The sequence below is a fragment of the Shinella granuli genome (assembly GCF_004341885.1).
In the GTDB taxonomy this organism is placed as follows: domain Bacteria; phylum Pseudomonadota; class Alphaproteobacteria; order Rhizobiales; family Rhizobiaceae; genus Shinella; species Shinella granuli.
Genome location: NZ_SLVX01000001.1, coordinates 25,933 through 46,288, shown reverse-complemented (window position 1 = coordinate 46,288; position 20,356 = coordinate 25,933). Strand labels below are relative to the sequence as shown.

Annotated in this window: 16 protein-coding genes; 8 read left to right on the top strand and 8 right to left on the bottom strand. The window is 66.1% G+C overall.

Features of this window, described 5'->3' with window-relative positions:
- Positions 1-41: 41 nt before the first annotated feature.
- Both uraD and puuE read right to left on the bottom strand, forming a co-directional pair.
- Positions 42-539: a 2-oxo-4-hydroxy-4-carboxy-5-ureidoimidazoline decarboxylase gene (uraD, locus tag EV665_RS00210; protein ID WP_133032672.1), complete on the bottom strand. Its 498-nt coding sequence runs from the start codon at positions 537-539 to the stop codon at positions 42-44.
- The gene (puuE, locus tag EV665_RS00205; RefSeq protein ID WP_133032671.1) at positions 536-1,468 is read right to left on the bottom strand and encodes an allantoinase PuuE; all 933 of its coding nucleotides are present in this window, start codon (positions 1,466-1,468) and stop codon (positions 536-538) included. The genes uraD and puuE overlap by 4 nt, the downstream gene beginning before the upstream one ends.
- A 136-nt stretch (positions 1,469-1,604) precedes the next feature.
- On the opposite strand from puuE, the gene EV665_RS00200 reads away from it, so the two are divergent.
- Positions 1,605-1,979, top strand: coding sequence for a PRC-barrel domain-containing protein (locus tag EV665_RS00200; protein WP_064330851.1), 375 nt, complete (start codon positions 1,605-1,607; stop codon positions 1,977-1,979).
- Positions 1,980-1,986: 7 nt separating this feature from the next.
- Here the strand turns inward: EV665_RS00200 and EV665_RS00195 are convergent, their stop codons facing one another.
- The gene (locus tag EV665_RS00195) at positions 1,987-3,165 is read right to left on the bottom strand and encodes an NAD(P)/FAD-dependent oxidoreductase (protein ID WP_133032670.1); all 1,179 of its coding nucleotides are present in this window, start codon (positions 3,163-3,165) and stop codon (positions 1,987-1,989) included.
- Between EV665_RS00195 and mnmC2 the strand changes: the two genes are divergently transcribed.
- Positions 3,164-3,886 carry a tRNA (5-methylaminomethyl-2-thiouridine)(34)-methyltransferase MnmC2 gene (gene mnmC2 / locus EV665_RS00190; protein WP_133032669.1) on the top strand — a complete coding sequence of 241 codons (723 nt, stop codon included), beginning with the start codon at positions 3,164-3,166 and terminating at the stop codon, positions 3,884-3,886. The two genes, EV665_RS00195 and mnmC2, sit on opposite strands and share 2 nt — an antisense overlap.
- Positions 3,887-3,890: 4 nt before the next feature.
- Here mnmC2 and EV665_RS00185 read toward each other — a convergent pair whose 3' ends face one another.
- On the bottom strand, positions 3,891-7,553 hold the full coding sequence (locus EV665_RS00185; RefSeq protein ID WP_133032668.1) for a response regulator: 3,663 nt from the start codon (positions 7,551-7,553) through the stop codon (positions 3,891-3,893).
- 246 nt (positions 7,554-7,799) lie between these two features.
- On the opposite strand from EV665_RS00185, the gene EV665_RS00180 reads away from it, so the two are divergent.
- Positions 7,800-9,395 carry a trimethylamine methyltransferase family protein gene (locus EV665_RS00180; protein ID WP_133032667.1) on the top strand — a complete coding sequence of 532 codons (1,596 nt, stop codon included), beginning with the start codon at positions 7,800-7,802 and terminating at the stop codon, positions 9,393-9,395.
- Positions 9,396-9,401: 6 nt separating this feature from the next.
- Here the strand turns inward: EV665_RS00180 and EV665_RS00175 are convergent, their stop codons facing one another.
- Positions 9,402-9,854, bottom strand: a complete 453-nt coding sequence (locus tag EV665_RS00175; RefSeq protein ID WP_064330856.1) for a host attachment protein — start codon at positions 9,852-9,854, stop codon at positions 9,402-9,404.
- Between the two features lie 212 nt (positions 9,855-10,066).
- Here EV665_RS00175 and EV665_RS00170 point away from each other — a divergent pair, with 212 nt between their 5' ends.
- Both EV665_RS00170 and EV665_RS00165 read left to right on the top strand, forming a co-directional pair.
- On the top strand, positions 10,067-11,167 hold the full coding sequence (locus tag EV665_RS00170; protein ID WP_064330857.1) for a DNA alkylation repair protein: 1,101 nt from the start codon (positions 10,067-10,069) through the stop codon (positions 11,165-11,167).
- A 354-nt stretch (positions 11,168-11,521) separates the two neighbouring features.
- Positions 11,522-12,949, top strand: coding sequence for a DEAD/DEAH box helicase (locus EV665_RS00165; RefSeq protein ID WP_133032666.1), 1,428 nt, complete (start codon positions 11,522-11,524; stop codon positions 12,947-12,949).
- Positions 12,950-13,197: 248 nt separating this feature from the next.
- Here the strand turns inward: EV665_RS00165 and EV665_RS00160 are convergent, their stop codons facing one another.
- On the bottom strand, positions 13,198-14,082 hold the full coding sequence (locus EV665_RS00160) for a DMT family transporter (RefSeq protein ID WP_133032665.1): 885 nt from the start codon (positions 14,080-14,082) through the stop codon (positions 13,198-13,200).
- 345 nt (positions 14,083-14,427) lie between these two features.
- Between EV665_RS00160 and EV665_RS00155 the strand changes: the two genes are divergently transcribed.
- Genes EV665_RS00155 through EV665_RS00145 form a run of 3 tightly spaced genes read left to right on the top strand, consistent with a single transcriptional unit; the run spans position 14,428 to position 17,602 of the window.
- Positions 14,428-15,822 carry a circularly permuted type 2 ATP-grasp protein gene (locus EV665_RS00155; protein WP_206362217.1) on the top strand — a complete coding sequence of 465 codons (1,395 nt, stop codon included), beginning with the start codon at positions 14,428-14,430 and terminating at the stop codon, positions 15,820-15,822.
- Positions 15,823-15,826: 4 nt separating this feature from the next.
- Positions 15,827-16,768, top strand: coding sequence for an alpha-E domain-containing protein (locus EV665_RS00150; protein ID WP_064330860.1), 942 nt, complete (start codon positions 15,827-15,829; stop codon positions 16,766-16,768).
- A 12-nt stretch (positions 16,769-16,780) separates the two neighbouring features.
- Entirely contained in the window at positions 16,781-17,602 is an 822-nt protein-coding gene (locus EV665_RS00145; protein ID WP_133032664.1) for a transglutaminase family protein, read from the top strand.
- Positions 17,603-17,705: 103 nt separating this feature from the next.
- On the opposite strand, the gene EV665_RS00140 is transcribed toward EV665_RS00145, so the two are convergent.
- Together EV665_RS00140 and araD are read right to left on the bottom strand one after the other, a co-directional pair.
- Complete coding sequence (locus tag EV665_RS00140; RefSeq protein WP_133032663.1) at positions 17,706-18,407, bottom strand: hypothetical protein; 702 nt, start codon at positions 18,405-18,407, stop codon at positions 17,706-17,708.
- Positions 18,408-18,606: 199 nt separating this feature from the next.
- Entirely contained in the window at positions 18,607-20,346 is a 1,740-nt protein-coding gene (gene araD, locus EV665_RS00135) for an L-arabinonate dehydratase (protein ID WP_064330863.1), read from the bottom strand.
- Positions 20,347-20,356 lie beyond the last annotated feature (10 nt).

Below are 20,356 nucleotides of genomic sequence, written 5' to 3'. Positions count from 1 at the left end.
TCCCGGGGAGAGGAAGGGCGGTCGTTGGTGGTCGGGCATGTTCATTCTCCGGGCAGAGCGGCGGTCAATCTGAGGAGCGCGATGCGCTCCACCTGGGTTTTCGCGGTTTCGAACTCCGCCGTTGCCGTGTTGCCGATGCGGGCCTCGAAGGCGGCGAGGATGTCGTCCTTGGTAAGCCCTTTCACCGCGATGATGAAGGGGAAGCCGAACTTTTCCGTATAGGCGGTGTTGAGCTCGGTGAAGCGGGCGTGCTCGGCGGGGGAGAGCCGGTCGAGGCCGGCGCCGGCCTGCTCGTTGCGGCTGTCCTCCGTCAGCTCGCCGGCAATCGCGAGCCTGCCGGCAAGGTCCGGGTGGGCGCGCAGCACGCCGAGCTGCTCGGCCTCGCTCGCCTTGCGGAAAACCGCAACGAGCGCGGCATGCACGCCGGCTGCCGTCAGCGGCAGGGCGACGGCGCCGACATCGAGCGCCCGCTCGGCGATGAAGGGCGAATGCTCGAAGACGCCGCCGAAGCGGGCGAGGAAATCGGCCCGGTCGATCATGCGCCCTTCCCCTTCGACGGGTGGTGGTTCTCGATCCAGTGGCGCGCGATGTCGATACGCCGCGGGATCCAGACCTTCTCATGGCCGAGCACGTAATCGACGAAGCGGGCGAGCGCGGCGGCGCGGCCGGGCCGGCCGACGAGGCGGCAGTGCAGGCCGATGTTCAGCATCTTCGGGCTGCCTTCGGCGCCCTCCTGGTAGAGCACGTCGAAGGCGTCCTTCAGGTAGGTGAAGAACTGATCACCGGTGTTGAAGCCCTGCGGGGTCGCAAAGCGCATGTCGTTGGTTTCGAGCGTATAGGGGATGATGAGGAAGGGCTCGCCGTCGAGGCCAGGCACCCAGTAAGGCAGGTCGTCCGCATAGGAATCGGAGGAATAGACGAAGCCGCCCTCCTCCATGACCAGACGCAGCGTGTTGCCGGAGGGCTTGCCCTGGTACATGCCGAGCGGATGGGAGCCCGTCAGCTCCTTGTGCAGGCGCACGGCCTCGCGGATGTGCTCGCGCTCCTTTTCTTCCGAGAAGTCCTTGTATTCCAGCCAGCGGTAGCCGTGGCTGGCGATTTCCCAGCCGGCCTCCTTCATGGCGGCGACGGCTTCCGGGTTGCGCGCCATGGCGAGCGTCACGCCGTAGACGGTGGTCGTGACGTTGCGGCTGGTGAACAGGCGGTGCAGGCGCCAGAAGCCGGCGCGCGAGCCGTATTCGTAGATCGATTCCATGTTGAGGTTGCGCTGGCCCGGCCAGGGCTGCGCGCCGACGATTTCCGAGAGCAGGCACTCCGACGCCCCGTCACCGTCGAGGATGCAGCTTTCGCCGCCCTCCTCATAGTTGATGACGAACTGCACGGCGATGTTGGCATCGCCCGGCCAGCGCACCTTGGGGGGCGTGCGGCCGTAGCCGATCAGGTCGCGCGGATAGGTCTTCTCAATCATTCGATCACCTCGACAATGGGCGGAGCCGCTGCATCGGACGGCCGGAAGCCGAATTGAATCCGATGCATACCCTCATGAAAGGAACCATTACCGTCTTGCCCCGTTTCCTGTCCATCACAAGCAAGGAGAAACACCTATGGCCATGCAGGATGCAAACATTCGTGAAACCCAGGATCTGATCGCCAGCGACAAGGTGGAGGGCACGAGCGTTTACGGCGCGGACGGCAAGCATATCGGTTCGGTCGAACGCCTGATCCTCGACAAGCGCAGCGGTCATGTTTCCTACGCCGTGCTCAGCTTCGGCGGCTTCCTCGGCCTCGGCCAGGACCACTATCCCCTGCCCTGGGCGAAGCTAAGCTATGACGAAGGCCTCGGCGGCTACCGCGTCGACGTGACGAAGGAGCAGGTCGAGCGCGCGCCGCACTATGAAAGCGATGCCGAATACGACTGGAACCGCCGCAACGGCAAGGTGATCCACGACTATTACGGCGTGCCGCCCTACTGGATGTAAGCACGGGTCAAACCCGTCCGGCTTCCTCGAAATGGGCCGCGACGGTGAAGGAGGGCGGTACGCCAAGCGTGCCGCCCTTGATTTCGCCCAGCACCGCGCGCGCCAGTTCATGCGCCAGGCCGAAGCTCACCTTGAAGCCGCCGGTCATCAGGCTGACGGTCGGGTGATCCGGATGGCGGCCAACCATCGGCTCGCGGCCGACCGCCTTGGGCCGCAGCCCTGCCCAGCGCTCCACGACCGGCGCATCCGCCAGGACCGGGGCCATCTGCCGCGCCTTGGCGATCAACGCGTCGAGAAGGCCGTCGGTGCCAAAGGGATCGGCAAAGCTGTTCTCGCTGGTGCTGCCGATGGCGACGAGGCCGTCCTCATGCGGCACGATGTAGAGCCCGTCGGCAAAGATCACCGGCAATGCCGGATCGACAGGCGCCAGAAGAAGCGCCGCCTGCCCCTTCACCGCGCTGCCCACCGGTCTTGCCAACGGAGGAGCAAGGGGAGCGAGCAAGGCGAAGGTCTCGACACCGGCCGCCAGCACGCAATGGCCGAACGCCAGGCTGGTGCCATCGTCGAACCGGGCGACGGCCGTGGCGGGGTCCAGCGACCGAAACCCCACCCCCTCGCGGATGGTGACATTCGGCAGGCGCATGAGGGCGGCACGCAGCGCGGCGAGCAGCGCCCGCGGCGCGAGGCGGGCGGCGAGATGGTCGTGCACGAGCCCGGAGGCCATCGCCGCCTCGGCCGGCCATCCGGCGACGGGGGACGCATCCAGCACCTTAAAGGCGAAGGTCCGGCCGGGCGTCGTCCAGACGGAAAGCGCATCCTGCGCATGGCCGAGCGCGATGGCGCGGTTGTGGGGCTTCGGCAGGGGAATGAGGCGGCCGGAGCGGCGATAGCCAGCGGAAAGCCCGGTTTCGGCCTCCAGCGCCGCGATCTCCGCTTCGAGCGAGACCAGCGCGGCGAACTGGAAGGCCTTCTTGGCATTCCAGCGGTCCGGCAGATGCGGCATCAGCGCGCCGAGCACGCCGCCGCTGGCGCCGGCCCCGATCGCCCGCCGCTCGGCAAGATGCACGGACAGGCCCTGCCGGGCGGCAAGAAGCGCGGTCCACAGGCCCATCACCCCGCCACCGGCGACGATGAGGTCCACGGCCGGTTGACCGGCGGCCTTCCCGCGATTATCGGCATTCGCCATGGCTGACCACAATCCTGAAAATGCGCCGCAGACCGAAGCCGTCCTCGACTGGCATGACGGCGATATGCCCTATTCCCGGGCCTTTGACGACCACTTTTATTGCCGCAGCGACGGCCGGCTGGAATGCGGCCACGTCTTCCTCGCCGGCAACGAGCTGCCGGCCCGCTGGCAGCGGAAAGCGCCTTTCCGCATCGCCGAGCTCGGCTTCGGCACCGGCCTCAACCTCTGCGAGACCTGGCGGCAATGGCGCGGGACCGCGCCAGAAGGCGCAAGCCTCCACTTCACCTCCTTCGAGCGTTTTCCCATGGCGCGCGCCGATATCGCCCGGGCGCTCGCGCACTGGCCGGAAATCGAGCACGAACGCACGATCCTTACCGAGAAATGGCCGGATGCACCGGCCGGACACGTCGAGATCGACCTTGCGCCCGGCGTCCATCTCACCCTGGTCTGCGGCGCGGCGCTCGAAAGCCTCGGGAACGAGACGATGCCCTTCGACGCCTGGTTCCTTGACGGCTTCGCGCCCGCGCGCAATCCCGACATGTGGTCGGCCGAGCTGATGGCGGCGGTCTTCCGCCTCACCGTTCCCGGCGGGCGCTTCGGCACCTATGCGGCGGCCGGCTTCGTGCGGCGCAACCTTGCTGCGGCCGGCTTCACGGTGGAGCGCCGGCCGGGTTTTGCCGGAAAACGCGAGATGCTGTGCGGAGAACGGCCGGCGGCCTGAGCGCTCAGGACAGCGTGCCGGCCACGGCTTCCTTGCCGCTGCGCTTCAGCCAGCGATCGAGCTTTTCCTCCAGCTTCTCGATGCTGATCGGCTTGGTCAGGTAGTCGTCCATGCCGGCGGCCAGGCATTCCTCGCGGTCGCCGTCGAGTACATGGGCGGTGACGGCGACGATCGGCACCCGGCGGCCCGAGCCGCTCTCGATCTCCCGGATCGCGCGGCTCGCCTGCAGGCCGTTCATGACAGGCATGGAAATGTCCATCAGGATCATGCCCGGGCGGGAGGCACGGAAGACCTCGACCGCTTCCTTGCCGTTTTCGACGAGCCGGAAGCGCAGGCCGGAAGCCATCAGCATCTGGGTGAAGAGGATCTGGTTGACCTCGTTGTCCTCGGCCACCAGCACATCCAGGATCTCGCCTTCGGCAGCAGCGACCTCGGGAGCGGCCACATGCGGGCGCAGCGGCAGGATCTTGCCCTCGCCCGCGCCCTGCGCCGGTGCCTTCGGCCCGCGCATCGCCCGCAGCACCTCGGAAACCGTCTCGCGCAGGAGGTCGGCCCGAACCGGCTTCATGAGATGGGCCTGGATATCCGGCGAGGCGAGCAGCGTGTCCTCGGCCGGAAGGCTCATGGAGGTGAGCACGATCACCGCGATGCCGGCGGTCTGGGCACCCTCGCGCAGCATCCGCACGAAATCGGGGGCACGGTCCGGCCGGTAGTCGAGCAGGATCGCATCGACCGACACGCCCATGTCGCTCGCCGCGGCGAGCACGGCAAGCGCCTCCGTCTCGGAGGCGACCGCTGTCGCGTCGAAACCCCAGTCGAGCAGCATGTCGTATGAGGCCTTGCGGGAAAGATCGTGCCCGTCGACGACGAGGATGCGCGCGCCCGGCGCCCTGGCGGGCACGATGCGCGCCGGCAGGGCGGCGACCGCGAGCGCCATCGGCAGGCGCACGGTGAAGGCCGAGCCGTTGCCGACCTCGCTGGTCGCCGTGAGCGTGCCGCCGAAGAGGCGCGTCAGCCCGTCGGTGATGGCAAGGCCGAGGCCGGTGCCCTCGTGGCGGCGGGTGGAGGAAGCGTCGACCTGCGAGAATTTCTCGAAGATCGATTCCATCTTCTCGGCCGGAATTCCCGCTCCTGTATCCTCGACACGGATGACGATCTCCACACCGCCATCCCCACTCATCTGCGAGGAGAGGTCGATGAGAACATGCCCGCGATCCGTGAACTTGACGGCATTGCCGACGAGGTTGGTGACGATCTGGCGGAAGCGGCCCGCATCTCCCATCACCATCGCCGGCATGTTGGCCGCGCCGCGCACGACGAGTTCGATATCCTTCTCCGCCGCCTTCGCCGACAGCAGCGTCGCGACGTCCTCGATCGCCTCCACCGGATTGAACGTGACGGCGCGCAGCGTCATCTGGCCTGCGTCGATCTTGGAGAAATCGAGGATGTCGTTGATGATGGTGAGCAGCGCGTTGCCGGACTTCACCATGATGTCGATGAAGGTCTTCTGCCGCGTATCGAGGTTCGACTTGGCGAGCAGTTCCGCCATGCCGAGCACGCCGTTCATCGGCGTGCGGATTTCGTGGCTCATATTGGCGAGGAATTCCGACTTCGCCTTGTCGGCCATCTCGGCGCGGGTGACGAGGCGGCGCAGCTCGTCCTCGCGGCTCTTGAGGTCGGTGATGTCGGAAAAGACCATGACGTCGCGGCCGCGGCTCGTCGGCGTCACGTCGAGGCGCAGCCAGCGCTGGTAGCCGCTGAAGATGGTCAGCGAGGCCGGCTTGCCGGTGAAGAGGATGTTTGCGAACTCGCTGGCATCGACGGGTTGCTCGCCGAGGAAACCGCCGATCTTGCGGTCGATGCAGCTCTGCAGCACGTCCTTGATGAGCGTGCCCGGCTGCAGGAGTTCCCGCGGCATGGCGATCATGGTGGAGAGCGCCTCGTTGGAGAGCACCACCACGCCGTCCTCGATGATCAGCAGGCCCTGGCTCATCGAGGAGACCGCATCCTTGACGAGGCTGCCGACCTCCTCGAGGGCACCACGGGTCTCGAGCACTTCGCGCTCGCGCGCGCGCCGCTCGGTGATGTCGATATAGGTTAGGAGGCAGCGGCCGCCGGAAATCGCGCAGCCGGCCTCGATCACCGCCCGGCCGTTGGCATAGGCGACCTCGCGCACCGGTGTCTTACCGGCGCGGATACCCGAAAGACAGGCCGCATATCCCTCGGCATGCGGGCCGTCCTCCCCGCTGATGCCGCCCTGCGCCTGCTGGAAGCGCAGGACGTCATCCAGCGGCTTGCCCTTCATCGGCGGCAGCGCGCCATCCCACAATTCCTCGAAGGCACCGTTCACCAGTTCGATATTGCCGGTTTCATCGACAACGACGATGCCGACGGGCAGCGATTCGACGATGCTTTCGATGTCCGCCCTGGCGGCCTCCGCCTGGCGCTGGGCCTCGATCAACTGGCCTTCGCGCTTCTTCAGCACCGTGGTGTCGGTGATCGAGCCGATGAGATAGCGCTTCTCGTCGAGCGTGGTGACCCGGTAGAGCCGCGAGATCGTCGGCAGCACCGAGCCGTCCGGCCGGATATATTCGATCTCGGTCTCGAGCAGTTCGCCCGTATCGAGCACCTGCTGGTTCTGGGCGTGGAATTCCTCACCCTGCTCCGGATACATGTCGAGCGTGGTGAGGCCGAGCAGCTCTTCCGGCTGCCGGCCCGTCAGCGCGACATAGGCGCGGTTGGCGAAGATCATGCGCTGGTTCTCGTCGCGCATGAAGCTTGCGACCGGCAGTTCGTCGAGCAGCGCCCGGTAGAGGCTGATCTCCTGCGAATGCTGCTTGAGCCGCCCTTCGTTCTCCTTCAGCGCCGTCACGTCGATGCGCAAAGCCACCAAGGTGCCATCGGGCCTGCGCTGCGTGACGAGACGCGACCAGCCGCCCGCAAGGCGGACGACGCATTCATGCAGCGGCAGGTCATAGCTTGAAAGCCGCGCGGCGACCCAGCGCTCGCGGTCGGCCTCGCAGGTGCGCCCCACTTCGATGTCGTGCAGCGCGCGCGTGAGCGCGGCAAGGCTGACGGGACCGTCCGCAAACTCGCCGACGAGCACCCGGTAGAACTCTCGCATGCTGCGATTGGCATAGCGCAGACGGTTGTCGGCGCCGAAGACACCGACCCCCGCACCGAGCGCGTCGAGCGCATGCTCCACATGGTCGGCAGACGCGGCCTCCTCCCGGTCCGATGCGGCGATGTCCGCCGGCGGCCCCCCATCGCCATTCGCATTGGCGGCAGCAGCGACCGTGGCGGCCAGCGTCTCGACCGAGGGCGTGAAGAGGCCGACGAGCACCGAAAGGGTGGCGGAGATCCGCTCGCGCTTCATCGCGATCTCGAAACTGCCCCCGCCGAAGGGATGCAGATAGCGAGCCCGCTCGGGATTCCCGAAGATCAGGCAGCGGCGTTCGGGATCGTCCCGGTCGTCATGGCCAGGCGTTTCGCCGATTTCCTCACTGGTCAGGCCGATCATCTCCGCGGCGCCGTGGCCGAACAGGCGGGCATAGGCCTCGTTCACCGCCAGATAGCGCAGTTCGCTGCTTTTGACGTATGCCGGATGCGGGTGTTCGCGAACGCGCGCACAGGCCGCCACCAGCAATTCGTCTTGAGATTCAGCCACGCCAAGTGCTCCCCAAAGCGGGACGGAGGGAGAAATTTCTACCCCTCGGGGAGTATCAGCAATCCTTGAACGGATGGTTAACCCTTCGTTGCCGGAAGTCACGCATCCGGGCAGGGTCGCCCCGAAAGAGCACGGCGCCGGCGCCGCTTATCCACCAGGGCATTTCGCTGTCGCAAATGGCGGGGCAGACCGTTGCAAGATGTGCAACAAGGCCAGGAGGCAAACCAGACCGGGGCTGCGCTGCACATGGGCGACGTGATCAAACTCGAAAATCACCTCGAACAACCGGAGGCGTCCGAGACGCCCGTCGAACGCCGGCGCCGCAGCGGCGGGCGCAGCGCAGAGCGCATCCGCCGGCCGCCGGCCACCTCCAGATACCTCAATCTCGTCAACACGACGGCCCCCTCCGCGGTGTTTTCCGAGGACGCACTGGAGGCCGTGCACCAGGCCTCGCTCGCCATCCTCGAAGAGATCGGCATGGACATCATCCTGCCGGAGGCGCGCGAGCGCATGAAGGCGGCGGGCGCCGAGGTGACGCCCGGCACGGACCGCGTGCGCTTCGACCGTGGGCTCATCCTGGACATGATGGCCTCCGTCCCGCCCGCCTTCACGATGCATGCGCGCAATCCCCTGCGCAATGTCGAGATCGGCGGCAACAACCTCGTCTTCGCGCAGGTCGCCTCCGCCCCCTTCGTCGCCGACCGCGATGGCGGCCGGCGTGCCGGCAACCAGGAGGATTTCCGCAAGCTGGTGAAGCTGGCCCAGTCCTACGACGTCATCCACACGACGGGCGGCTACCCGGTCGAGCCGGTCGACATCCACGCCTCCGTCCGCCATCTCGACTGCCTGTCGGACCTGGTGACGCTGACCGACAAGGTGTTCCACGTCTATTCGCTCGGCCGGCAGCGCAATCTCGACGGCATCGAGATCGCCCGCATCGGGCGCGGCATCCCGATGGAGCAGATGGAGCGCGAGCCCTCGCTCTTCACCATCATCAACACCTCCTCGCCGCTGCGGCTCGACGGGCCGATGCTGCAGGGCATCATCGAGATGTCGTCACGGGGCCAGGTCGTGGTGGTGACGCCCTTCACCCTGGCTGGTGCCATGGCGCCGGTGACGATCGCAGGCGCCGTCGTGCAGCAGAATGCCGAGGCGCTGGCCGGCATCGCCTTCACGCAGATGGTGCGGCGCGGCGCGCCGGTCATGTATGGCGGTTTCACCTCCAATGTCGACATGAAGACGGGCGCGCCCGCCTTCGGTACGCCGGAATACATGAAGGCGGTGATCGCCGGCGGCCAGCTCGCCCGCAAGTACAACATCCCCTACCGCACCTCGAACACCAATGCCTCCAACACGCTGGATGCGCAGGCCGCCTATGAATCCGCCTTTTCCCTCTGGGCGCTGACGCAGGGTGGCGGCAATTTCATCATGCATTCCGCCGGCTGGAGCGAGGGCGGCCTGACGGCCTCCTTCGAGAAATTCATCCTCGACGTGGACATGCTGCAGATGGTGGCCGAATATCTGGCGCCGCTCGATGTCAGCCCCGACGCGCTGGGCATCGAGGCCGTGCGGGACGTCGGCCCGGGCGGCCATTTCTTCGGCACGCCGCACACGCTCGCCCGCTACGAGACGGCGTTCTACTCGCCGATCCTGTCGGACTGGCGCAATTTCGAGACCTGGACGGAAGCCGGCCGGCCGACCACCTACGACCATGCCAACCGGGTCTTCAAGGAAAAGCTCAACGCCTACGAAAGGCCGCCACTCGACCCGGCGATCGCGGACGAACTGGAAGCGTTCGTCGCCAGGCGCAAGGAAGAGGGCGGCGTTCCGACCGACTTCTAAAAAGGGTCAGGCATTGAACATGATGGAGCGAACGGAGGAGATCAGCTTCTCCGTCGGCAGGTTGGAGAAGTTCTTGTCGATCTCCGCCATGGTCAGCGTGCGCGACTTGTCGGAGAGCTTGTTGCGCAGGTCGCCGAGCGTCTGCGGCGCGGCGCAGACGACGAGCCGGTCGAAGGCACCCTCGGCGGCATAGTCGTCGATGCGGCCGGCGACCTCAGCGGTGAACTTCTGCTGCTCCTCGCGCACCGGATCGCTCGAATATTCCATCGCGGAACGGCCGTGGCCGACGGAGGAATGGCTGCGGCCGGGCTTGTCGGCCATGATGTCCTGCGCCTTCTTCGGCTCCCAGCGAAAGACCTCCTGCTCCGGGCTCTGCTGGCCATCCTTCAACAGGTTCACCCCCTTGAGAAGGCGTGCCTGATTGCCGTCAGCGGCGAGAATCCAAGTCGTAGCGGTCATGTTTCACTCCCGTAGCGAGGTTCATGGACAGGCGGATGAATCCGCCCTGCAAAGCATCCAACAGGATTGTGGCAGGATGCGCGTTGATCCAACGCAAGGGATGGGCGCATGTTCCGGGTGGCATGCATCGCGAAGCTGTTGGAAAGCCGTGTGCCCCCTATCCGCGTGCCGCCGTCGCTCGCTAGGGTGCCCGCGAAAGACAGGAGAACGCCGTGGCCGAACCGCTCAAGAACCTGCTGCATCCCGGACTGGTGAGGGAGATGGCGGAGCATGTCTCCCGCGCCGCGCCGGATTTCGACGCGGACCGCTTCACGCGGCTTGCAAGCGACGGCATGGAGGCGCTGGAACTCATGCAGCGCGCCGAGCGGATCAAGGACGCGCTGGTGCAGACGCTGCCCGCCGACTATGCCGCAGCCGCGGCGATCCTTCGAAAGGCGCTGCCGCATGCCGAGGGACCGGGGCTTTCCGGCTGGGCGCTGCTGCCGGTCAACCAGTTCGTCGCGCAGCAGGGCCTTTCGCATTTGGACCTGTCGCTTGCCCTCCTCAAGGCACTGACGCCGCATTTTACCGCGGAGTTCGGCATCCGCCGCTTCATCCATGCCGAGCAGGACCGGGCGCTTGCGGAAATCTCGGGCTGGACGACCGATGGCGACCATCACGTCCGCCGGCTTGCCAGCGAGGGCACCCGCCCGCGCCTGCCCTGGGCGATGCGCCTGCCGGCACTGGTCAGGGACCCGGCGCCGATCCTGCCCATCCTTGTCGCCCTCCTCGACGATCCGGAAGACTATGTGCGCCGCTCCGTCGCCAACAGCCTCAACGACATCGCCAAGGACCATCCGGCCCTCGTCGCCGATTTCGTCGAGCGGCATATCGAGGGCGCCTCCGCCGAGCGCCGGCAATTGCTGCGCCATGCCTCGCGCACGCTGCTGAAGAAGGGCGATGCGAAAGCGCTTGCCAATTTCGGCTTTGCGGTGGCCAGGGGCATCGAGGCGACCCTCGCCCTCGCAGCGCCCGCCGTGGTCTTCGGCGACAAGCTCAGCTTTTCCATCGTCGTGACGAATGCGGATGCGGCGCCGCAGCGGCTGATGATCGACTATGCGATCCACCATGTGAAGGCGAACGGCACGCTGGCGCCGAAGGTCTTCAAGTGGAAGCAACTCGACCTGCCGGCCGGCGCCAGCCAAGCGATCGCACGGGACCACGCGATCCGTGCGATCACCACGCGGCGCTACTATCCCGGCAGGCACCGCATCGAGATCCTGATCAACGGGGCGGTCTGCGCCGCCGCCGACTTCGATCTGCGCATGGCGTGAGGGCCGTCTTTTCGCATCTGCGAAAACTAGGACTTGACTTTTCGCCGCAAAACAACGACATGAGCCGCAGCGTCGCCCTTCGGCCGCCGCGTGAGCGAGCCTGAGATTTCCCCGCAACGGGATGCTAAGAAGGACAAGCGCAAGAGAACGATCCGCCTCCCATTGCGGATGACTGCGCAGACGATTGCCAACCAACCCACAAGTTCCCAATTCACGCGGGGTTCTTGACGCCAGACGAAACCGGAAGCGCATGGTGCGGTTCCGGCCTGATGCAGTTCGAGCAAAAGCGTGACGCTGTCTTGCGTCCGGAACTGCGGTCGGGACAGTCGCCTGGCGCCCCGAAAGGTATTAGACTTGACCACGTTCCACGACCTCGGCCTCTCGAAGACCATCGTCGCCACGCTCTCCGCCCTCGGCTTTGAAAAGGCAACGCCGATCCAGGAAAAGGCCATCCCGCTCGTCCTCGAAGGCAGCGACCTGATCGGCCTTGCCCAGACCGGCACCGGCAAGACGGCCGCCTTCGGCCTGCCGATGATCGAAAAGCTCCTTGCAGAAGCCCGCCGCCCCGATCCGCGCAACATCCGCGCCCTCATCCTCGCCCCGACCCGCGAACTGGTGAACCAGATCGCCGACAACCTGCGCGACTTCGTGAAGAAGACACCGCTGCGCGTCGTCACCGTCGTCGGCGGCGCCTCCATCAACAAGCAGTCGGAAATGCTCTCGCGCGGCACCGACATCCTCGTCGCCACCCCCGGCCGCCTGCTCGACCTCGTTGCCCGCAAGGCCGTGACGCTGACGCAGGCCCGCTACCTCGTGCTCGACGAAGCCGACCAGATGCTCGACCTTGGCTTCATCCACGACCTGCGCAAGATCTCCAAGCTCGTGCCGAAGAACCGCCAGACGCTGCTCTTCTCGGCCACCATGCCCAAGCTGATCGCCGAGCTTGCCGGGGAATACCTCGTCAACCCGAAGAAGGTCGAGGTCACCCCGCCCGGCAAGGCTGCCGACAAGGTGGAGCAGTACGTGCACTTCGTGCCCGGCAAGGACCAGAAGACACAGATCCTCAAGCAGACGCTCACCGCCAATCCGGATGGCCTGTCGCTCGTCTTCTCGCGCACCAAGCATGGCGCGGAAAAGCTGATGAAGCATCTCGACCATATCGGCTTCAAGGCCGCCTCCATCCACGGCAACAAGAGCCAGGGCCAGCGCGAGCGCGCCCTCAAGGCCTTCCGTGACGGTGAGATCCGCGTGCTGGTCGCCACCGACGTCGCCGCCCGCGGCATCGACATTCCGGGCGTCACCCACGTCTACAACTACGACCTGCCGGAAGTACCGGACGCCTATGTCCACCGCATCGGCCGCACGGCCCGCAACGGCCGCGACGGCATCGCCATCGCGTTCTGCGCGCCGGACGAAGCGCATCTGCTGCGCGACATCGAGAAGCTGATGGGCATCAAGATCACGGTCGCCAGCGGCGAGGCCCCGGCCATCGTGACGGCCGGCCCCGGCGGCAAGTCGCGCAAGGGCCGCAACAATGGCGGCCAGCGTTCCGGCAACGGCCGCGCCGCCCAGCGCCCGCAGCGCAAGCCCTTCGGCGATGGTGCACAGGCCGCCTCCGAGGGCGCCGCTCCGGCTGCCGGCAAGCGCGCCCATGGCGGCCGCCCGCAGCAGAAGCAGGGCGAGCGCCAGAACCGCAACCACGGCGCCGGCAACGGCCAGGGCCGCCCGAGCCAGCACGGCAAGCCGCGCCGCTCGGAAGGCCAGCGCCGCGAGCAGGCGTAAGCAGGTTGATCAGAAGATGAGCAAACGGCGGGCTTCGGCCCGCCGTTTTCGTTTGCGCCAACCACCGGCGTCGCGGGTGTCGCGTGGATCCTCGGCGCGGAGGCCGACGATGACGAAAGAAGAGAGGTTTGCAGGCTCAAGGCAACGAAGCCGCATGCCGCACGGTTTGACGGGCGGGCAGCCTCACCTCCCCCCATCATCCTCGGCCTCCGCGCCGAGGATCCACGCGACACCCACCGACTGCCACCTTATTCCGCCGGAGCGACATCCTTGCGGTTGGTGAGATAGACCCCGACCACGACGATCGCCGTGCCGAGGATCATCGGCATCGTCAGTTCCTCGCCGAAGACGGCGGCTGCCTGCAGGGCGGCGATCGGCGGCACGAGGTAGATGAGGGAGGCCGCGCGGGAGACCTGCCCGCGGCGAAGAAGGTAGAGGAGCAGCAGGACCGCGCCCATGGAGATGCCGAGCACCGACCAGGCGAGCAGCGCGACGAAAGCCAAGCCGAATTCGACGTGCAGGCTTTCCAGGAAGAGCGCGAAGGGCACGGTGACGAGGAGCGCCCCGACATATTGCAGGGTCGCGATGGCCCTGATGTCGCCGGCCTGGAGATGCTGCTTCTGGTAGATCGTGCCATAGGTGACGGCGGCCATGCCGAGCATGTTGACGATGATGGCGAAGGCCGGGATTGCCGCGGCCCCCTGGCCAAAGAATTTCGGCAGCACCGCCAGCAGCACGCCGAGGAAGCCGAGACAGAGGCCGGCCTTCTGCGTCGGGCTCAGCCGCTCGCCGATGAAGAAGGGCGCGGCCAGCGCCGTCATCAGCGGCTGGAGCGCCGCGATGATGGAGGAGAGCGCCGCCGGCACGCCCTCGCCGATCGCCCACCAGACCGCCCCGAGATAAAGGCCGTGCAGGAAGGCGCCGGAGACGACGGCATGCGCGATCGTGCGCCGGTCTCGCGGCCAGGCGACGCCGGAGGCAAGACACAGGCCGGCGAACAGAATGGCGGCAGCGGCATAGCGGATGCTCAGGAACGTCAGCGGCTCGGAGACGATGGCGCCGAATTTCGCGACGACCCAGCCGGTCGACCAGAGCAGGACGAAGATGGCCGGAGCCAGGCGATCGAGGGACATGGGACTTCCGGCATAGGACAATCGGTGCGCGAGCGATAGGCGCCGCCTCCACGATGGTCAAAGGAATTTCCTTGATGATTAGGTTCAACGAAAGACCGGGCAAAACCGCTTTTTCGGCATTTGCCCATGTTTTCGGCAGACCCTGTCCCGCCTGCTTCCCGCAGACCGGCGTGGAGGGAACTCCCGTGCGGTTCTTTCGCCGGAAAACCGTCCTGCCGGCCGGTTTGACCGTTCCCAAAGCGGTGTGAGAATTCTTTCCTGCTAATTGAGCATGGTTCTTGCATTGCCCCTGATGTTGTACTCAAATGGCGAAAAATGGGGAACACGCCTTTGGCATTTGATGAAATGATGAATGCGGACCAAGGCCCGCGGCAGCCATACGAAAACTACCATGACTGGTACGAAGGACAGGATCGGGCTCGCCTGATCGCCAAATCAAGGGACGCCGAGAACCTCTTTCGAAAGACCGGCATCACCTTCGCAGTCTACGGACACGAGGACAGTTCCGAAAAGCTCATCCCCTTCGACATCATTCCCCGCATCATTTCCGGCCGAGAGTGGCGCAGGCTCGCCCAGGGCATAGAACAGCGGGTCATCGCCCTCAACGCCTTCCTCGACGACATCTACCACAAGCAGGAAATCATCAAGGCGGGCCGCATTCCCCGCGAGCTGATCGAGCGCAACGAAGCCTTCCTGCCGCAGATGATCGGCTTCAAGCCGCCGGGCGGCGTCTATACCCACATCGTCGGCACCGACATCGTGCGCACCGGCGAAGACCAGTTCTACGTGCTGGAGGACAATGCCCGCACGCCGTCCGGCGTCAGCTACATGCTGGAAAACCGGGAAACCATGATGCAGATGTTCCCGGAGCTGTTCCACATCAACAAGGTGCGGCCCGTCGAGGACTATCCGAAGCTCCTGCGCCAGAGCCTCGCCTCGCTCGCCCCGCCCGGCTGTTCGGGCAAGCCGCGTGTCGCGGTGCTGACGCCCGGCATCTTCAATTCCGCCTATTACGAACACGCCTTCCTCGCCGACATGATGGGCGTGGAACTGGTCGAGGGCTCGGACCTGCGCGTCGTCGACGGCAAGGTCAAGATGCGCACCACCCGCGGCTACGAGGCCATCGACGTGCTCTACCGCCGCGTCGACGACGATTTCCTCGACCCCCTCACCTTCCGGCCGGATTCGGCACTCGGCATTCCCGGCATCATGGATGTCTACAGGGCCGGCAACATCACGATCGCCAACGCTCCCGGCACCGGCATTTCCGACGACAAGGCGATCTATTCCTACATGCCCGAGATCGTCGAGTTCTATACCGGCCGCAAGGCGATGCTCGAAAACGTGCCGACCTGGCGCTGCTCGGAAGAGGACAGCCTGAAATACGTGCTCGAACATCTCGAAGAACTGGTTGTGAAGGAGGTGCACGGCTCGGGCGGCTACGGCATGCTCGTCGGCCCCACCGCCTCGAAGAAGGAATGCGCGGCCTTCGCCGAAAAGCTGAAGGCCCGGCCGGCGAACTACATCGCCCAGCCGACGCTGTCGCTCTCCACGGTCCCGATCCTCGTCAACAAGGGCATCGCGCCCCGGCACGTCGACCTCCGGCCCTATGTGCTTGTTTCCGACAAGGTGCAGATCATTCCCGGCGGGCTCACCCGCGTGGCGCTGAAGGAAGGCTCGCTGGTGGTCAATTCCAGCCAGGGCGGCGGCACGAAGGACACCTGGGTACTGGAGGACTGAGCCGATGCTGGGACGAACTGCAAACGGCCTCTACTGGATGTTCCGCTATATCGAGCGGGGCGAAAACATCGCCCGCCTCATCGATGCGGGCCTGCGCATGGCGCTGACGCGCTCCGGCTCCTCCGACGAGGACTGGGACGGCGTGTTGCAAAGCGCCGGCGTGCGCGAGGATTTCGACGCGGTGCACGGCAAGCTCACCAGCGCCGACGCGATCGACTACCTGCTGCGCGACCGCTCCAACCCGTCGAGCGTGATGTCCTGCATCGAATCGGCGCGCAACAATGCGCGCATGGTGCGCACGGCGCTGACCCGGGAGACCTGGGAAGCGACCAACGAATGCTGGATCAATTTCAAGGACATGCTGGCCAAGCGCGTCCGCCCGGCGGAAATGCCCGAGGTGATCGACGGCATCAAGCGCTGTACCGGCCTCATCCGCGGGGCCTTCCACGGCACGATGCTGCGCGACGACATCTACAACTTCTCGCGCATCGGCACCTTCATCGAGCGGGCGGACAACACGGCCCGCATCCTCGACGTCAAGTATTACGTGCTGCTGCCGGCGATCGCCAAGGTCGGCTCCTCGCTCGACAACATGCAGTGGGAATCGATCCTGCGCTCGGTCTCCGCACACCGCTCCTATAGCTGGGTCTATGACGGCGACTATTCCTCGACCAACATTTCCGACTTCCTCATCCTCAACGACCGCATGCCGCGCTCGCTCGCCTACAGCTACGACAAGATCGTCAGCAATCTCGGCTATCTCGCAAAGCTCTACGGCGACAACCACGCGGCGCACGAGACGGCCTCCGCCACGCTGATGCTGCTGAGAAGCCGCACCATCGACGACATCATGGAACAGGGGCTCCATGAGTTCATCGAGGAGTTCATCGTGCACAACAACCGCCTCGGAGAGGAAATCTCCGAAGGCTACCGCTTCTATCGATAGGGCTGGCGAGCGATGCGACTGAAGATCAGCCACACGACCGAATATCACTATGACGACCCGGTGCAGTATTCCCTGCAACGGCTTCGCCTGACGCCGAAGACCCAGCCGGGCCAGATCGTGCGCGACTGGAAGACCACCGTGCACGGCGCACGGCTGGAGGCCGGCTATACCGATCACTTCGGCAACCATGTCGATCTCGTCAGCACCAATGCCGAGCAGGTGGCGATCCGCATCGTCGCCGAGGGCGAGGTGGAGACGGAAGACCGCGCCGGCGTCTTCGGCCCGCACCAGGGTTTCGTGCCGCTCTGGCTCTATCTGCGCGAAACGCCGCTGACCAGGCCCGGCAAGCTGGTCCGCGACCTCGCCAAATCTGCCAGCGGCGAGAATGAACTGGCGCGCATGCATGCGCTGATGGCCGCCATCCACGAGACCGTCGCCTACAAGCCGGGCGAAACCGCCTCCGACACGACGGCCGAGCAGGCGCTGGAGAGGAAGCAGGGCGTCTGCCAGGACCATGCCCATATCTTCATCTCCGCCGCACGCCATCTCGGCCTGCCGGCCCGCTATGTCTCGGGCTACCTGCTGATGGAAACGCCCGAGCAGACGGCAAGCCACGCCTGGGCGGAGGTGCACCTGCAGGGCCTCGGCTGGGTCGGCTTCGACGCGGCCAACAAGATCTGCCCGGACGCGCGCTATGTACGCCTGTCGAGCGGCCTCGACTACAAGGACGCCGCCCCGGTTTCCGGCATGGTGGTCGGCACGGCGGCCGAAACGATGAGCGTCGCCATCACGGTGGCGCCTGCCGGCCAGAGCCAGTCGCAGAGCCAGAGCTGACGCGGGCCGCACTTGAATCAGGATGCGCAAAGCGCGCCATAAGCCCCTGAATCGACTCACAAGCCCTTAAAGCGATTCCGCTTTAAGGGCTTGTGAAAACGCTTTAACGCGCTGCCGTTTCGAGCAGGCGGCAGAGTTTCACCAGCGCCACATCATAACCATCGCTGGTGACGCCGCGGCAGCGCTTGATGAGCTGCATGCGCTCGCCGCCGGAAAGCCGCGAGAATTCGCGCACGACGGTGCGGTCATCCGGATCAGGGCGCCACCGATCGTCGTCGCCGGGCGTGCGCGGGTCGCGGCGATCCGGCCGGGTGAGCACGTCGTCGTCGCCGAGGCTGACATCGACATCCGCATCGACAAGACCACGCCCGCCCACCGTCGCGCCGACCCCGGCCGCAAGACCGTCACGCCCGCCGACCGTTGCCCGGATATCCGCATCGGCAAGGCTGTCCGAGCCGCCGACATTGGCTTTGGCACGCGCGTTCACGCCGTCCCGTCCGCCAAGGCCCGCCTTCATATCCGCATCGGCAAGCCCCCGGCTGCCGCCGACATTCGCCTTGGCATCGGCCTTGAGGCCGTTCCGGCCGCCGGCCCGCGCCCGGACATCCGCGTCGACGAGCCCTCTGCTGCCTCCGACCCGGGCATCGACACCGGCCTTTATGCCGCCGACGCTGACACCGACACCGAGCCCGAGGCCGTCCCGCTTGCCGCGGTCGGCCGCCTGTACCGGCAGGGCAAGGACCGCCGCGACCAGCACACCGGCCGAAAGGCGGAGAAGCGATTTGCGATTTGACGTTCCAGACATGGGAACCTCCCTTTCCGCGACCGGCCCGGAAGTGGACCGGCCTTGCGAAACGAAGGTCGGATGGCCGCGGACAGTTCCGCACGGATGCAACCGGCGCGGTGCAAAGGGAAAGGAAGCGTTGCGACAGACGGGAAGACAGGCCCGACCGTGCCGAAATGAAACGGAAACGAGCGCGATCCGAAGACCGCGCCCGAAAAACTCAGTGGCTGTCCTTGCCGACCGCGTTGCCGCGGCAGCCCTTGAGGAAGTCGAGGTCGGCGCCGGTATCGGCGCCCTGGACGTGCTGCTGGTGCAGCCAGGCATAGCCGGAGGCGGGCAGGTCGTGGTTCGGCGTCCATGCAGCAAGCCGGCGCGCCAACTCCTCCTCGGAAATGTCGAGATGCAGGCGGCGGTTCGGCACGTCGAGCTCGATCATGTCGCCGTTCCTGACGACCGCGAGCGGCCCGCCGACGGCCGCTTCCGGCGAGGTGTGCAGGACGACGGTGCCATAGGCCGTGCCCGACATGCGCGCATCGGAGATGCGCACCATGTCGGTGATGCCCTTCTTCAGCACCTTCGGCGGCAGGCCCATATTGCCCACCTCGGCCATGCCCGGATAACCCTTCGGCCCACAGTTCTTCATGACCATGACGCAGGTCTCGTCGATATCGAGAGCGTCGTCGTTGATCTTGGCCTTGTAGTCGTCGATGTCCTCGAACACGACCGCCCTGCCCCGGTGCGTCAGGAGATGCGGCGAGGCGGCCGATGGCTTCAGCACCGCCCCCTTCGGCGCAAGGTTGCCGCGCAGCACGACGATGCCGCCCGATTGCGTCAGCGCCTTTTCCGCCGGCAGGATCACGTCCTCGTTCCAGTTGACGACGTCCTTGACCTCGTCCCACATCGTCTCGCCCGATACCGTCAGCGCGTCCTTGTGCAGAAGACCGGCCTCGCCGAGGCGCTTCAGCACCACCGGCAGGCCGCCGGCATAGAAGAACTCCTCCATCAGGTACTTGCCAGAGGGCATCAGGTTGACGACGGTCGGCACGTCGCGGCCGCAGCGGTCCCAGTCGTCCAGCGTCAGGTCGACGCCGACCCGGCCGGCGATGGCGAGCAGGTGGATCACCGCATTGGTCGAGCCGCCGATGGCCGCATTGGTGCGGATGGCGTTCTCGAAGGCGTCCTTTGTCAGGATGTCCGACGGCGTCAGGTCGTCCTTGACCATCTGGACGATGCGCCGGCCGGTAAGCTGCGCCATCACCCTGCGGCGGGAATCGACCGCCGGGATGGCGGCATTGCCGGAAAGCGCCATGCCCAGCGCCTCGGCCATCGAGGCCATGGTGGAGGCCGTGCCCATCGTGTTGCAGGTGCCCGACGAGCGGCTCATCGAGGCCTCGGCCTCGAGGAACTCGGCCTGCGTCATCTCGCCGGCCTTCACCATCTCGGAGAATTTCCACAGATGCGTGCCCGAGCCGACGCGCTCGCCGCGGAAATAACCGTTCAGCATGGGGCCGCCGGTGACGACGATCGACGGCAGATCGACCGATGCCGCGCCCATCAGGAGGGACGGCGTGGTCTTGTCGCAGCCGACCATCAGCACGCAGCCATCCATCGGCTGGCCACGTATCGCCTCCTCCACCGCGAGCGCGGCGAGGTTGCGGTACATCATCGCCGTGGGGCGGAAGGTGTTTTCCGAGGCCGAGAACACCGGCACTTCGAGCGGGAAGCCGCCCGCCTCCCAGACGCCGGCCTTCACCTTCTCGGCGAGCTCGCGCAGGTGGCCATTGCACGGCGTCATGTCCGACCAGGTGTTGAGGATGCCGATGACGGGGCGGCCGTCGAACAGGTCGTGCGGATAGCCCTGGTTCTTCATCCAGCCGCGATGGTAGATCACGTCGCGGCTGGTGCCGCCGTACCATTCCTGCGATCTCAGCCTGCGCGGCCATTCGGCTTTCTTCTTCATCTTTCCAGTC

Bases quoted from the DNA above. Each gene is read 5' to 3' on its own strand.
- EV665_RS00150 (WP_064330860.1), top strand. From the start codon at position 15,827: ATGCTGGGACGAACTGCAAACGGCCTCTACTGGATGTTCCGCTATATC.
- araD (WP_064330863.1), bottom strand. From the start codon at position 20,346: ATGAAGAAGAAAGCCGAATGGCCGCGCAGGCTGAGATCGCAGGAATGG.
- uraD (WP_133032672.1), bottom strand. From the start codon at position 539: ATGATCGACCGGGCCGATTTCCTCGCCCGCTTCGGCGGCGTCTTCGAG.
- EV665_RS00140 (WP_133032663.1), bottom strand. From the start codon at position 18,407: ATGTCTGGAACGTCAAATCGCAAATCGCTTCTCCGCCTTTCGGCCGGT.
- EV665_RS00200 (WP_064330851.1), top strand. From the start codon at position 1,605: ATGGCCATGCAGGATGCAAACATTCGTGAAACCCAGGATCTGATCGCC.
- EV665_RS00145 (WP_133032664.1), top strand. From the start codon at position 16,781: ATGCGACTGAAGATCAGCCACACGACCGAATATCACTATGACGACCCG.
- EV665_RS00160 (WP_133032665.1), bottom strand. From the start codon at position 14,082: ATGTCCCTCGATCGCCTGGCTCCGGCCATCTTCGTCCTGCTCTGGTCG.
- mnmC2 (WP_133032669.1), top strand. From the start codon at position 3,164: ATGGCTGACCACAATCCTGAAAATGCGCCGCAGACCGAAGCCGTCCTC.
- EV665_RS00175 (WP_064330856.1), bottom strand. From the start codon at position 9,854: ATGACCGCTACGACTTGGATTCTCGCCGCTGACGGCAATCAGGCACGC.
- EV665_RS00180 (WP_133032667.1), top strand. From the start codon at position 7,800: ATGGGCGACGTGATCAAACTCGAAAATCACCTCGAACAACCGGAGGCG.
- EV665_RS00155 (WP_206362217.1), top strand. From the start codon at position 14,428: ATGATGAATGCGGACCAAGGCCCGCGGCAGCCATACGAAAACTACCAT.
- puuE (WP_133032671.1), bottom strand. From the start codon at position 1,468: ATGATTGAGAAGACCTATCCGCGCGACCTGATCGGCTACGGCCGCACG.
- EV665_RS00195 (WP_133032670.1), bottom strand. From the start codon at position 3,165: ATGGCGAATGCCGATAATCGCGGGAAGGCCGCCGGTCAACCGGCCGTG.